2 protein-coding genes (1 of these 2 cut by a window edge) are annotated in these 15,907 nt (G+C 65.5%); both read left to right on the plus strand.

From position 1 onward, the window contains the following. On the plus strand, window positions 1-9,735 hold the full coding sequence (locus QWI18_RS17490; protein ID WP_369319380.1) for an amino acid adenylation domain-containing protein: 9,735 nt from the start codon (window positions 1-3) through the stop codon (window positions 9,733-9,735). Continuing rightward, window positions 9,735-15,907, plus strand: the 5' portion of a protein-coding gene (locus QWI18_RS17495) for a non-ribosomal peptide synthase/polyketide synthase (RefSeq protein ID WP_369319381.1). Its footprint extends 10,042 nt past the window's final position; only the first 6,173 of its 16,215 coding nucleotides appear in the window; the start codon lies at window positions 9,735-9,737; the stop codon falls past the right edge of the window. Before QWI18_RS17490 ends, QWI18_RS17495 begins: the two co-directional genes overlap by 1 nt.

Here is a 15,907-nt window from a genome sequence, read left to right on the forward strand (position 1 = left end):
ATGAAATCCATACGAGATCAGGCCGCGCATTTTCCCGAACTGGTGGGCTTTTATGCGCAGACCCAGCCGGACCGGATTGCCCTTCGACACATCGTCCACGAGGACCAGGCGCCGCTGCTGACCACCTACGCCCAGCTGGATGCCAGGGCGCGTTCGATTGCCGCCTGCCTTCAGCAGCACCTCGGCGTGCAGGGCGGCGAGCGATGCGTGCTGATCCTGCCGACCGGCGCCGATTACGCGGCGGCATTTCTCGGCTGTTTGTACGCTCGGGTCATCGCGGTGCCGGCCTTCGCTCCGGAGTACAACCGCCAGACCCACCTCGACCGTCTCACCGGCATCCTTCACGACGCCGCGCCGCAGATGGTCCTCGGGCGCCGGGAAGACCTGGACAAATTCCAACACCTGTTGCAACCCTTTATGCCCGCTGGCGGGCGCTTCGCTGCAGTGGAAGAAATCGCCGACGGCCACGCAGGGTTTCAGGCGCCGCTGATCGACACCGCCTCGCTGGCCTTCCTGCAATACACCTCGGGCTCCACCAGCGCACCGAAAGGCGTGATGGTCTCCCACGACAATCTCATGGCCAACGAAATCGCCATGGCCCGGCACTTCATTTCGGACCCCGCATCGGAAAGCTGGGTCAGCTGGCTGCCGCTTTACCACGACATGGGGCTGATGTGCGGCCTGCTGTTGCCGCTGTACTACGGCGGCACGCTGACAATGATGTCGCCTAACTACTTCCTCGGCCGGCCGGCGCGCTGGCTGGAAGCGATGAGTCAGTACGGTGGGACCTTCTCCGGTGGCCCGGATTTCGCCTATCGCCTGTGCGTCGAGCGCATCAAGCCCGCCGCCGTGAAAGGCCTGGTGCTGGATCGCTGGAGCCTGGCGTTTTCCGGCTCCGAGCCGATCCGCATCGCCACGCTGGATGCCTTCAGCGAACATTTTGAGCCAGCCGGTTTCAACCGCCGCGCCCTGACGCCGAGCTACGGGCTGGCCGAAGCGACCTTGTATGTGAGCGCCGCCGAGCGCGACAGGCCGTTCGGCATCAAGCATTTCGACGGCAGCCAACTGGCCGCCGGGGAGGCCGCAGAGGCGGTGTTCGCCAACCAGAACGCGAAAAGTCGTCTGCCGGGGTGCGGCTGGTGCCGGCCCGATCACGACCTGCGCATTGTCGATCCGGCGACGCTGCAGCGCCTCGCGCCGGGTCACGTCGGCGAAATCTGGATTACCGGGCCGAGTGTCGCCCAGGGCTACTGGCAGAACGCCGAAGCCACCGCGCAGACCTTCGTCGAGGAAGACGGCCAGCGCTGGTTGCGCAGCGGCGATCTGGGTATCGCCAGCGACAACGAGCTGTTCATCACCGGTCGCTTGAAGGATTTGATCATCCTCAACGGCCAGAACCTCTACCCCCAGGACATCGAGCAGGCGCTGGAGAAGAGCGTCGAGCTGCTGCGTCGCGGGCGCATCGCGGCGTTTCCAGTGACGGACGAGCAGGGCGTCGAAGGCGTCGGCCTGGCCCTGGAGATCAGCCGCAACGTGCGCCGCCTGATGAAGCCGCCGATGATCTGCGATGCGGTGCGCGACGCCGTGTCCGAGCTGTTTCTGGTGGCGCCCAAAGTCATCGTGCTGCTGGAGCCGGGCGCACTGCCGCGCACCACCAGTGGCAAGCTGCAGCGTTCCGCCTGCCGCAGTGGCTGGCAGAACGGCAGCCTCGACAGCTTCGCGATCTGGCAGGACGGGCGCTTGCTCGATGCTGACAGCACGGACGTCTCGGTTGAGGCTTCGCCTTTGCTGTCGGAAGTGCGGGCCGCGTGGCAGGAAGTCCTCGGCAAAAGCGACCTGATCGCTGCCGATCACTTCTTTGCCCGTGGCGGTGATTCGGTGGGCGTGGTGCAAGTGCTGTCCCGTCTGAACAGCGAGTTGGGCCTGAAACTTGAGCCCGCCCACCTGTTCGAACATCCGACCCTTGGCGCCTTCAACGCCCACGTCGCCGCGCACCTCTCCACCCATGACCGCAGTGCCGAAGCCTCTGCGGGCGTGCCGCGCATTTCCCGTGACAGCGATCCCGAGCAATCCTTCGCCCAGCAGCGCCTGTGGTTCCTCGCGCAACTGGAGCCGGACAGCAGCGCCTATCACCTGTGCGGTCAGCTGAGTCTCAACGGCGCGCTGGATGATGCCGCGCTGCAACGCAGCCTTGACGACCTGGCCGCCCGCCACGAAAGCCTGCGCACCACCTTCGCCATCGACGCCAACGAAAAGCTGGTGCAGCGCATCCACGCGCCGGTCCCGGTGCTGGTCGAACGCCATTACCTGAGCGAGGACACCGACCCGGCAGCCGCCTTGAGCGAACTGGCCAGAGCGGCCGTCGAGCAGCCAATGGATTTGCAGAAAGGTCCGCTGTGGCGGGTGCTCAATGTGCGGTTGGCACCGGACCGGCAGCAATTGGTGCTGGTGTTGCACCACATCATTGCCGACGGCTGGTCGGTGCAGGTCATGCTCAAGGAATTCGCTGCGCTGTACAGCGCCCATGCAAAGGGGGCACAACCGACGTTGCCGCCTCTGCCGGTTCAATACGCCGACTTCGCCGCCTGGCAGCGCGCGCGTCTGGCCGGTGGGGAAGGCCAGCGTCAACTGGCCTACTGGCGTGAGCAATTGGGTGATGCCCAGACCGTTTTGAATCTGCCGGCCGATCGCCCGCGTCCGGCGCAACAAAGCCATCGCGGCGCCCGTTACGCCATCGCCCTTGACCGCGACTTGAGCCAGGGCCTGCGCGACCTCGCCAGCCGTCACGGCGCGACCCTGTTCATGGTCATGCTCGGCGCCTACAAAACCCTGTTGCAGCGTTACAGCAGCCATACCGATCTGCGCGTCGGCGTGCCGGTGGCGGGGCGGACCTGCACCGAATCCGAAGGCCTGATCGGCCTGTTCGTCAATACCCTGGTGCTGCGCAGCGAGGTGTCGCCGCAGCAGTCGTTCAGCACGCTGATCGACGCCGTGCGCCACACCGCGCTGGGTGCGCAACACCATCAGGACCTGCCATTCGAGCAACTGGTCGAAGCCCTCGGCGTGTCGCGCAACCTCAGCCACAACCCGCTGTGTCAGGTGAAATTCACCCAGCAGTTCCCGCTGCCGCAGAACGTTGAAATGGCCGGCGTGCGCATGGACGTCAATCAGCTCGACGACTACTCGGCGCACTTCGATTTAGGCCTGGACATCACCGACGACGCCGACGGCATTCAGGCGGTGTTCACCTATGCGTGCGACCTGTTCGACGAACCGCGTATCGCCGGTCTCGCCGGTGACCTGCTGCGGATCTGCGCGCAAGTGGTGGCGCAACCGCAGGTGCGTCTGGCTGATTTGCAGATCGGCGCCGAACCTTCATGCCTCGCTGCCGAGTCCGTGACGTTCCCGGCCACCGATGTCCTGAGCCTGTGGGACGCCAGCGTGCGCGCACAACCGAATCGTCTGGCCCTGCAAGACGAACAGCGCAGCGCCGGTTTTGCCGAGGTCGACGCCCAGGCCAATCAACTGGCGCAGCATTTGCGCCAGGCCGGGGTGGGCGCGGAAAGCCGCGTGGGTATTCTGCTGGAACGCTCGGTGGAGTTCGTCGTCGGCCTGCTGGCGGTGATGAAGAGTGGCGCCGCATTTTTGCCGATGGACCCGAAATGGCCCGCCGAACGTCAGGCGTTTGTGCTGGCCGACAGTGGCGCAAGCGCGTTGATCAGTGACGTGGCTGCGCCAGGCGACTTCCATGGCAACGTCATCAGCGTGGGTGCCGACGCTGCGTGGCGTTCGCTACCGGCGACAACACTGGATGTGCCCGTAAACGCCGATCAGGCCGCGTACCTGATCTACACCTCCGGCACCAGCGGCACGCCGAAAGGGGTGGTCATCAGTCACGGCGCTCTGGCCGATTACGTCCAGGGCTTGCTCGCCCGTCTTGATCTGGCGCCCGAAGCAAGCATGGCGATGGTCTCCACCGTCGGCGCCGACTTGGGCCACACCGTGCTGTTCGGCGCAATGTGCTCAGCGCGTTCGCTGCACCTGATCAGCCCCGACCGCACCAATGACGCCGACCGCTTCGCCGCCTACATGGCCGAGCACAGGGTGAGTGTGCTGAAGATCGTGCCGACCCATTTGAACGGCCTGTTGCAGGCGACGAATGCCGCCGATGTGCTGCCGGAACACGCGCTGATTCTTGGTGGCGACACGCTGCCGTGGGAGCTGGCGGCCCAGGTCAACCGCTTGAAGCCCGGCTGCCGGGTCATCAATCACTATGGACCGACCGAAACCACCGTGGGCGTGCTGAGCAATGAGGCTTTTGAAGAGTCGATGGGCGACAGCGTGCCCGTCGGCCGTCCGCTGCCCAACGCCATCGCGCTGATTCTCAACGACCATCTGCAACCGGTGGTGCAGGGCGACGTCGGCGAGCTGTACATCGGCGGGCCGGGCCTGGCGCGCGGGTATCACCAGCGCCCGGCGATGACCGCTGCGGCGTTTATTCCGGACCCGAGGGGCAGTGGCGCGCGGCTCTACCGCAGTGGCGACCGCGCGCGCTTGCTGGCCAACGGGCAGATTCAGTTCCTCGGCCGTGCCGACGACCAGGTCAAGGTGCGCGGCTACCGCGTGGCCCTGGGTGAAATCGCCCAGCGGCTGCGCCAGCTGGACGGCCTGCGTGACGCCCATGTCCGCGTCGATGATCGCGGCCAATTAATCGCTTATGCGCTGGTGGCGAGTGGTGCAACGGTGGATGGCGAGACGCTGCGCACACAGCTGGCCCACAGCCTGCCGGACTACATGGTGCCGAGCCATATCCTGACCCTCGACGCCTTCCCGCTGACCGCCAACGGCAAGCTCGACGCCAGCGCGCTGCCGTCGCCGACCACAACATCGGAAGATTTCGAAGCGCCTCACGAAGGGGTCGAAGCTGCACTCGCCGCGCTCTGGCAAGCGGCGTTGAACGTCGAAGCGGTGGGCCGTCACGACAACTTCTTCACCCTCGGCGGCGACTCGATTCTCAGCCTGCAGATCATTGCCCGGGCGCGGCGTCAGGGCATTCGCCTGACGCCCAAGCAGCTGTTCGAAAAACAGACCATCGCCGAACTCGCCCAAGTCGCCACGGTGGCCGAAGCCAAGCCTGCCGCTGCGCCCGTCACGGCCGCCGTTGCGCCCCGCGAGTTTGCCCTGACGCCGATTCAGGCGCGCTTCTTCAGCCTGCCCATCGCCCAGCGTCAGCACTGGAACCAGTCGCTGTTGCTCGACGTGCCCCAGGCGCTGGACACCGCGCTATTGCAGCAGGCCCTCGCCGCTGTGCTGGCCCACCACGACAGCCTGCGCCTGAGCTTCCATCAGAACGATGCAGGCCAGTGGCAGCAGCGTTACCGCGACAGCGAAAGTGCCGAGCGCGTGCTGTGGACCTGCGAACTGAGCCGCGAAGACGACCTCGATTCGCTCAACGACGAAGCCCAGCGCAGCCTGAACATCGACACCGGTCCGCTGCTGCGGCTGGTGCATGCGCGTCTGCCGTCGGGCGAAGCGCGGTTGCTGCTGGCGATCCATCACCTGGCCGTGGACGGCGTGTCGTGGCGGGTGCTGCTGGAAGATCTGCAACTCGCTTACCGCCAACTGGCGGCTGGAAAGAGCGTGGCATTGGCCGATAAAACCGCCAGCTTCCAGACCTGGTCGCAGTCGGTGAACACCCTGGCGCATAGCCCTGAGCTGCAAAACCAATTGCCGTACTGGCAAGGGCTGAACGCCGCCGATGCCACTCTGCCCGGCGATGCTTCGGTAGAGAGCCTTGTCGGTGACAGCGAAACCCTGCAGCTGAAAATCGACGTGGCCAACACCCGTCGCCTGCTCAGCGAAGCCCCGGCGGCGTATCGCACCCGCATCGACGACCTGCTGCTGGCGGCATTGTCCCAGGCGCTGTGGCAGTGGAGCGGCCGTCGTCGCCAGGTCATCAGCCTCGAAGGCCATGGCCGCGAAGACGCCACCGGCACCCTGGACCTGAGCCGCAGCGTCGGCTGGTTCACCAGCCTGTACCCACTGGCGCTGGACGCTGCGGATGACGCGGTCGCCACCCTCAAGGCGGTCAAGGAAGCCGTGCGCGCGGTACCGGAAAAAGGCCTCGGCTACGGACTACTGAAGTACATCGCTGGGGCGGATTTGCCGGAGCTGATCGGGCAGGGCGTGACCTTCAACTACCTCGGCCGCTTCGATGACAGCGAGGGCGCGCTGTTCGCATTGTCGAGCCGCACACCGGCTAATGCGCGCGACCCCCAAGGGCCGCTGGCCAATGCGTTGGCGGTGGACGGCCAAGTCCGCGACGGCGAGTTGCAGCTGGACTGGACCTTCAGCCGCGAACGCTTCAGCCGCGACAGCATCGAGCAACTGGTCGCGCTGTATGAAGCGCAGTTGTTGCAGCTGATCGCCCATTGCAGCGATGAAACCAATGCCGGCCTGACGCCGTCGGACTTCCCCCTGGCGGCGTTGAATCAAACGCAACTCGACGGGCTGGGCATCCCCGCGCGGGAGATCGAAGACATCCTGCCGCTGGCGCCCATGCAGCAGGGCATTTTGCTGCACAGCCTGCTGGAGCAGGGCAACGGCATCTACCTGATGCAGGATCAGTACGACGTCGGCAGTCACGTGGATTTTGAGGCGTTCAAATTCGCCTGGCAGCAAGTGGTGCAGCGACACCCGGCGTTGCGCACGGCGTTTCATGGGCTGGAAAGCGGCGTGCAGCGTCAGATCGTGATGCGCCGCGTGCCGTCGCCGGTGCAACTGATCGACCTCAGCCATCTGTCCCGGGACGCCGCCGAGGCCGAGCTTGAAGACCTGCTGAAAAGCGAGCGCGAGCAGGGCTTCGATTTCGCCCGGGCGCCGTTGCTGCGCCTGCGCCTGATCAAGTTCGGCGAGGCGGATTTCCGCATCGTCCAGAGCCACCACCACGCCTTGATCGACGCCTGGTGCCGGGGCCTGATGCTCACTGAATTCTTCGCCCATTACCGCGCGTTCCTGGATGGGCGTCAGGTCAGCCTGCCGCCGGCGCGGCCGTACCGCGACTTCCTCGCCTGGCTCGCCGAGCAGGACGAAGCGGTGAGCCGCGATTACTGGCGCAACGCATTGGCGGGCTTCACCGACGTCACGCCACTGCCGTACCGCCACAGTCCTCAGGGTGATTCGCAAATGCGCGACGTGACCTTGGCCCTGGGTGTCGAGCAGACGACGAAACTGGCCGAACAAGCCCGTCAGCATCGTCTGACGGCGAACACCTTCGTGCAGGCCGCCTGGGCCTTGTTGCTGATGCGCCATGCCGACCGCGACGAAGTGCTGTTCGGCGTCACCGTGGCCGGTCGTCCGACCGAGCTGGAAGGCATCGAAAGCGCGCTGGGGCTGTTCATCAACACCTTGCCGCTGCGCATCCGCCGGCCGGGCATGGGCGCGTCGGCGCTGGAGCTGCTGAATGCCTTGCAGGGGCAGAACGCCGACATGCGCCAGCACGAACACCTGTCCCTGGCCGACATTCAGCTGCTCGCCGATACCCCGCGCGGCCAGCCGCTGTTCGACAGCCTGTTTGTTTTCGAGAACGTTCCGTTGGGTGCCGAGGTGCAGCAGGCCGTGAACGAATACCGCATCAACCCGCTGGCCAACCGCACCCACACCAACTACCCGTTGACCGTGGTGCTGCTGCCGGGTGAATCCCTGCAACTGCAGTTGACCTACGACAGCCGGCACTTCAACGACGCCGAGATGGGCACGCTGGTCAGCCATTTCCGCCGCTTGCTGACCCAGTTGATCGACAACCCGCAGCAGACCCTGAGCCAGTTGCAGATCCTTGAGCACAACGAGCGCGAGCAGTTGCTGGCCCAAGGGCTCGGCCCGGTGCAACCGCATTGGTACGACATCAGCTACCTGGAGCGTTTCGAGGCGCGGGTGCTGGCCCATCCGGCCCAGGAAGTGGCCCGTTGTCAGGGTCAACGCCTGAGCTACCGCGAACTCAATCGTCAGGCCAACCGCATCGGTCACGGCCTCATCGCAGCGGGCGTACAGGGCGACGACGTGGTGGCGCTCTTCGCACCCCGCGGTCTGCCGTTGTTGAGCATGATCGTCGGCGCGTTCAAGGCCGGTGCGGCCTATCTGGCGCTGGATGATCGTCACCCGGCCGGGCGCAGCGCGCGCATGCTGGTCAGCAGCGCCGCGCCGGTATTGCTGACGCCGCGGGAGTGTCTGCCCCAGGTCGAGGCGATCGTCGCGCTGGCTGAACGCAAGCCCCGTGTGCGGGTGCTTGAGGACGTGCTGGCTCGCGCCGATGAGTCCGCCGACGAGAACCCGGGCCGCTACGCAACGGCCGAGCAACTGGCCTACGTCATCTACACCTCCGGTTCCACCGGCGAGCCGAAAGGGGTGATGGTTAACCAGCGCGGCATGCTCAACAACCAGATGTCCAAGCTGCCGTATCTGCGGCTGGGCGAGGGCGATGTCATTGCCCAGACCGCCGCCACCGGGTTCGACATTTCCGTGTGGCAGTTCCTCACCGCGCCGCTGTTCGGCGGGCGCGTGGAAATCCTGCCGGACGCCGTGGTCCAGGACCCGCAACGCCTGCTGGAGGCAGTCGCGGCCAATCAGGTCAGCGTGCTGGAATGCGTGCCGGCGGTGATCGACGCCATGCTCGCGGTCGCACCCCAGCGACTCGATGCCCTGCGCTGGCTGCTGCCGACCGGCGAAGCGCTGACCACCGACCTCGCCGCGCGCTGGTTTGCCCGCTACCCCGAGGTGCCGCTGGTGAACGCCTACGGTCCGGCGGAGTGCGCCGACGATGTCGCGCTGCACACTCTGACCGCCGCGCCCGCCCTCAACGCCAACATGCCGATTGGCCGGCCCACCGACAACAACGGCCTGTACGTGCTGGATTCCAACCTGCAACTGGCCGCGCCCGGTGTGGTGGGCGAGCTGTACATCGGCGGCGTTGGCGTCGGCCGTGGCTATGCCGCGCGGCCAGGGCTGACCGCCGAGCGCTTCCTGCCCGATCCCTTTGGCGAAACCGGTGCGCGGCTGTATCGCAGCGGCGACCTGGCCCGCTGGAACGCCGACGGCGCGCTGGAATACGTCGGCCGGGCGGACTTCCAGGTGAAGATCCGCGGCCAGCGCATCGAGCTGGGCGAAATCGAAAACCTGCTCTTGGCGCAACCCTGGGTGCACGACGCCGTGGTCAGCGCGCTACCGACGGCCCACGGCCCGCAACTGGTGGCCTATGTGGTCGCCGAGGCGCAGCAGGCGTTGTCCAGCGACGTGCTGAAAAGCGCGCTGGCGCAGACCCTGCCGGCGTTCATGGTGCCGGCCCACGTCGTTGTGCTGCCACAGATGCCGCGCAATGCCAACGGCAAGCTCGACCGCAAGGCACTGCCGGCGCCGAGCCTGGAAGAGCGCGTGTTCGAAGCGCCACAGGGCGAGCGTGAGGAAGTCCTCGCCGAACTCTGGCAGAGCCTGCTGAAGGTTGAGCAGGTCGGTCGTCATGACAACTTCTTTGAACTCGGCGGCCATTCGTTGCTGGCGACGCGGCTGCTGTCGCGCATTCGCGAGCGCCTCGGGGTGAGCATCCCGCTGGCCCAGGCCTTCGAAGCCACCACCGTCGCCGCCCAGGCGGCGCTGATCGACACCTTGCAGGGGCAGACCCTGACACTCGACCGGCTCGATGCCTTGGACGAGTTAATGAATGAGCTGGAGGAAAGCAACTGATGTCGCAACCGAGCATGACTTCACAGAGCAAGCTGCTGGCGCTGGCCGCGCGTTTCCTCAGCCTTGGCAGCGCTCAGCGTCGGGTGTTTTTGAACAAGCTGCGCGAGCAGGGCCTGGATGCGTCGTCGTTGCCGGTGCCACCGGGTGTGGCGGGCGAGCGCAGCCCGGCGTCGTTTTCCCAGCAGCGTCTGTGGTTTCTGGAGCAACTGGAACCGGGCAACAGCACGTATCACCTGCCGGGTGCCTTGCGCCTGAAGGGCGAGCTGAATGTCGGGGCTGTGGGAACGGCGTTCGAGCGCGTGGCCGAGCGGCATGCCAGCCTGCGCACGGTGTTCGCCACCGCTGAAGACGGCACGCCGGAGCAGGTGATTCAACCTGGTCAATCGTTGCCATTCGAGCGTTTGCGCGCGGCTGACGAAGCCGAAGTGCAGGCGCTGGCCGACGCCTTCGCCCGACGCCCGTTTGACCTGGCCCAGGGCCCGCTGTGGCGCGTGGCGTTGATCGAACGCGCCGCAGACGATCACGTGCTGCTGGTCTGTCTGCACCACATCATCGCCGACGGTTGGTCGATTCAAGTGCTGCTGCTGGATTTCGTCGAGGCCTATCGCGCCGCCCTTCAAAACGATACTGACTCACTGCCACCGCTGCCGCTCAGCTACGCCGATGTCGCCCTGTGGCAGCGCGCCTGTCTGGACGCGGGCGAGGGTGATCGGCAACTCGCCTACTGGCAGCAACAACTGGGCGACGAGCCGCCGGTGCTGGAACTGCCGGCGGACCGTCCACGCCCGGCGCGCCAGAGTTTCCGTGGCGCGCGCCTGCCGTTCAGCTTCGACGCGGCACTGTCCGGGCGTATGCGTGAACTGGCCCGGCAGCGCGGCGTGACTTTGTTCACTGTCCTGCTGGCTGCCTATCAAGTGCTGTTGCAGCGGATGAGCGGCCAGACCGATCTGCGCATCGGCGTGCCCATTGCCGGCCGTCAGCGCGCCGAAACCGAGGGCCTGATCGGCTTCTTCGTCAACACCCAGATTCTGCGCGGCGACGTGCAGGCCGACGCCAGTTTCAACCAGATCATCGACAGCGTTCGCCTGGCCTCCCAGGGCGCACAAGCCCATCAGGACCTGCCGTTCGAGCAACTGGTGGACGCCCTGGCGCCGGAACGCAGCCTTAGCCACAACCCGCTGTTTCAGGTGCTCTACAACCATCAGCAACGCCAGGACGAAGCGCTGCAATTGATGCCCGGCCTCAACGCCACGCTGATGCCCCTGGACAACGGCAGCGCGCAGTTCGACCTGGCGCTGCACACCTGGGAAAACGCGGCGGGGGAACTGTCGGGGAACTGGAATTACGCCACGGATCTGTTTGATCACGGCAGCATCGAGCGGCTGCATGGGCGTTTTGAGCAGCTGTTTGCCGAGTTGCTGGAGCGGCCGGATGCGGCGATTGGCGACTTCGAGTTGCTGGATGTTGAGGACCGCGCGCAGTTGGCGGTGGTCAATGACACGGCGCGGGATTGGTCTGATACCGAGCCGTTTGTGCATCGGCATTTTGAGCGGCTGGCGCAGGCACATCCCGAGCGGGAGGCTGTGCGCTTTGGCGATGCGGTGTTGAGTTATTGCGAACTGGATCAGCGTGCGAATCAGCTGGCCCATTACCTGCGCGAACAGGGCGTGGGGCGGGAATCTCTGGTGGGCGTGGCGGCGTTGCGTTCGGTGGAAATGGTGGTTGCGCTGTATGCGGTGCTCAAAGCCAGCGCTGCCTATGTGCCACTGGACCCTGAGTACCCGGCAGATCGTCTGCGCTACATGCTGGAAGACGCCGGGATCGGGTTGCTGCTGAGCCACGATGGGGTGATCGCTGATTTGCCGGTCGTGGAAGGCCTGCGGGTGCTGAATCTGGATCATCTGGGATTGGCGGATTATCCCGTCACAGCGCCAGTTGTAGAGCTGCACCCCGAGCAGCTGGCCTACATGATTTACACCTCCGGCTCGACGGGGAAACCCAAGGGCGCCGGCAATACCCATGCCGCACTGTTCAACCGTCTGGCCTGGATGCAAGAGGCTTACGCACTCGACGCATCAGACGCGGTATTGCAAAAAACGCCGTTCAGTTTCGACGTGTCGGTCTGGGAGTTCTTCTGGCCGTTGATGGTGGGTGCGCGTCTGGTGGTCGCTCAGCCGGGGGATCATCGCGATCCGCTGCTGTTGAAGACGCTGATCGAACAACAGCAGATCACCACGCTGCACTTCGTCCCGTCGATGCTCGGTGCCTTCATGGCTCAGGACGATCTCGCCGGCTGTGCGTCCCTGAAACGCATCGTCTGCAGCGGCGAAGCCTTGCCTGCCGATCTGGCGCGGGAAACCCTTCAACGCCTGCCCAACGCCGGCCTGTTCAACCTGTATGGCCCGACGGAAGCGGCCATCGACGTGACTCACTGGACGTGCGTTGATGAGCCGGGCGTTTCCGTGCCCATCGGTCGCCCGATAAATAACCTTCAAATCCACATCCTCGACAGCCGCCTCAACCCGCAGCCCATCGGCGTGCCGGGCGAGCTGTACATCGGCGGCGACGGCCTGGCGCGCGGTTATCACCTGCGTCCGGGGCTGACCGCCGAGCGTTTTGTTGCCAGTCCGTTCGGCAGTGGCGAGCGTTTGTACCGCACCGGCGACCTGGCCCGCTGGCGTGCCGACGGCGTGGTGGAATACCTCGGCCGTCTCGATCACCAGATCAAACTGCGCGGCTTGCGCGTGGAAATCGGCGAGATCGAAGCGGCGCTGCTGGATCACCCAGCCGTCAACGACGCGGTGGTTATCGCCCGTGAACTCGCCACCGGCATGCAGTTGGTGGGCTATCTGGTCGCCGAAGATTTCGACGAAGAACAGCTGCGCATCCAACTGAAACAACGCCTGCCGGATTACATGGTTCCGGCCCACTTCGTCACGCTGGACAGCCTGCCGCTGTCGGCCAACGGCAAGCTCGACCGCAAGGCGCTGCCCGACCCACAGATCCAGCAGCGCGCTTTCGAAGCACCGCTGGCCGGGGTCGAAACCCAGCTGGCGGCGTTGTGGCAAGACCTGCTCGGCGTCGCGCAAATCGGTCGCCAGGACAACTTCTTTGCCCTCGGTGGCGACTCGATCCTCAGCCTGCAAATCATCTCCCGCGCCCGCAAGGCCGGCATCGTGCTGTCGCCCCGGCAGATGTTCGAACGCCAGACCATCGCCGAACTGGCCCAGGTCGCCCAGGTGGTCAGTCAGGATGCGCCTGCGGTCGAGCGCATCGAGCTGAACCGCGACATCCCGCTGACGCCGATCCAGCACTGGTTTTTCCAGCAGCCGATGAAGCAACGCAGTCACTGGAACCAGTCGCTGCTGTTGAACCCGAGCGAAGCGCTGGACCTCCCGGCGCTGACCCAAGCCCTTCACGCCGTGCTCAACCACCACGACGCCCTGCGCATGCGCTTTGTCCAGCAGGACAACGGCCAGTGGCAGCAACGCTATCGTGCAGAGCTTTCTACGGACGAGCAGGCTCATGACGGCCTGATCTGGCAGCGTACAACCAGCCTGAACGAGCTGACCACAACCTGCGCCGAAGCCCAGGCCAGCCTCGATCTGAGGGACGGCCCCTTGCTGCGCGCCGTGCATTTCACCCTGGCCGAAGGCGGCGAGCGTCTGTTGCTGGTGGTGCATCATTTGGTGGTGGATGGCGTGTCGTGGCGCCTCCTCCTGGAGGACCTGCAAAACGCCTACACCCAGGCCCAAGCCGGCCTCGCCATCGATCTCGGCGACAAGGCCGCGTCGTTCCAGCGCTGGGCCAACCGCCTGCTCGATTTCGCTTACAGCGACGCCGTGCTGGCCGAAGCCGAATACTGGCGCAACCTGCCGTCAGCACCCGCGTTGCCCTGCGCCAATCCGAAGGGAGAGGCGCGACAAAACAACGTGCGCCAGCTGCATTTGCAACTGGACGCTGCTCGCACCGAAAAGCTGATCAGCGAGGCGCCGGCGGCGTATCGCACGCAGATCAACGACCTGCTGCTGACCGCGCTGGTCCGCGCGATGAAGCGCTGGAGCGGCGAGTCCCAGGCGATGATCGCCCTGGAAGGCCACGGCCGCGAAGACCTGTTCGACGGCGTTGACCCGGCGCGCACCGTCGGCTGGTTCACCAGCCTGTACTCGGTCAGCCTGCACGCCGACGACGACCTCGATGCGGCACTCAAACACACCAAGGAAACCCTGCGCGCCGTGCCCAACGGCGGCCTGGGTTACGGTCTGCTGCGCCATCTGCGCGGCGAAACCTTGCCGGCGCTGGACGGTTGCGTGCTGTTCAATTACATGGGACGGCTGCAAAACAGCAGCGGGCTTTTCAATCTGGCCGAGGAGGGCAGCGGTGCCCAGCGCGCCGCCGATGCGCCGCTCAATGGCGAGCTGTCCATCGATGCGCAAATCCGTGACGGCCAGTTCAGCCTGACCTGCAGTTTCAGCAGCGAGCGCCATGAATCGGCGTCGATCCAACGCTTGCTAGACGCCTACGGCGAAGCGCTGAACGAGGTGATCGAACACTGCCGCCGCCACGCTGCGGTCACCCCGTCGGACTTCCCGGCGCTGGCGTTGACTCAGGCACAACTCGACGCACTGCCGGTCGCCGCATGGGACATCGAACAGCTGTACCCACTGACCCCGATGCAGCAAGGTCTGCTGTTTCACACCGAGCTGAGCGGCAGCGAGGTCGTCGATCCCGACAGCGCCCGCGATCTGTACATCAACCAGGTGGCTCTGGACATCGAAAACTTGCCGGTGGCCCGTTTTAAATCGGCGTGGGCGGCGGCGGTGCAGCGTCATCCGATCCTGCGTGCGGCCTTCCTGCGCGTCTCCGGCAGCGAACAGCCGGTGCAACTGATTCGTCGCGATGCGGCGTTGGTGGTGCGCGAACTGGATCTACGTGAACTGGAACCGGGCGGCAGCGATCAGGCACTGGCCGACGTATTGGCGAACGAGCGCGAAACCCCGTTCGACCTGCACGCCGCGCCGCTGATGCGCGTGCTGCTGGTTCGCCAAAGCGAGACGCTGTGGAAACTGGTCTGGACCTTCCACCACATTTTGCTGGACGGCTGGAGCAGCGCCGCGGTGCTTGGCGAAGTGATTCAGGCGGCGATGTCCGACGCCACCCCGCAGCCCGCCGGGCATTACGGCGACTACGTCGAATGGCTGCTGAGCCGGGATGCCGAGCGCAGCAAGGCCTTCTGGCAGAGCCATCTGGCCGGTTTCGATCAGCCCACGATGATGGCAGCAGCGCTGACCGCACCGACCTCCAGCACGGGCGAGCCGTTGCCGAACCAGGTGCGGGTCACGTCCATGGATCTGAACAGCGAACTGCTGAACAGCGCCGCCCGCCGCCAGCGCGTGACCGTCAACACGCTGATTCAGGCGGTGTGGGTGTTGCTGTTGCAGCGCTACACCGGCCAGCAACGGGTGGCGTTCGGCGCCACCGTGTCCGGTCGTTCCGCGCAAGTGCCGGGCATCGAACGCATGCTCGGGCTGTTCATCAACACCCTGCCGCTGGTGCAGGCGCCGCAAGCGCAGCAGAAGGTCGGCGACTGGCTCAATGACCTGCAAGCCCACAACCTGGAACTGCGCGAGCACGAGCATACGCCGCTGTTCGAGGCCCAGCGCTATGCAGGTCATGCCGGTCGTGACCTGTTCGACAGCCTGCTGGTGTTCGAGAACTACCCGGTGGACGCGGTGCTGCGGGACAAGCAGGCCAATGGCGTCAACCTGGGTTCCGTCGAACTCAGCGACAAGACCCACTACCCGCTGAGCCTGGCGGTGGTGGCGGGCGAGCAGGCGCACGTTCACGTCAACTACCACAGCAACGTGTTCAGCGCCGAACAGATCACGCGTCTGTGCGGGCATTTCCAGGCGCTATTGGACGGGGTCTGCCGCTTCCCCGATGCGCGCATCGGCGAGCTGTCGATGCTCACCGAAGGCGACATCCAGCAGATGCACGCGTGGAACACGCCGCCGTTTTCATCGTATGTGAATCGGCCGATTCACGAGCTGATCGCCGACCACGCACGCCGTCGTCCTGACGCCATCGCGCTGGTCCATGGCGAACAGCGCCTGACCTTCGCCGAGTTCGACCGTCGTGCCAACCAACTGGCTCATGCGCTGCGGGCGCGAGG

Source organism: Pseudomonas sp. W2Oct36 (genome assembly GCF_041060465.1).
In the GTDB taxonomy this organism is placed as follows: Bacteria; Pseudomonadota; Gammaproteobacteria; order Pseudomonadales; family Pseudomonadaceae; genus Aquipseudomonas; species Aquipseudomonas graminis_B.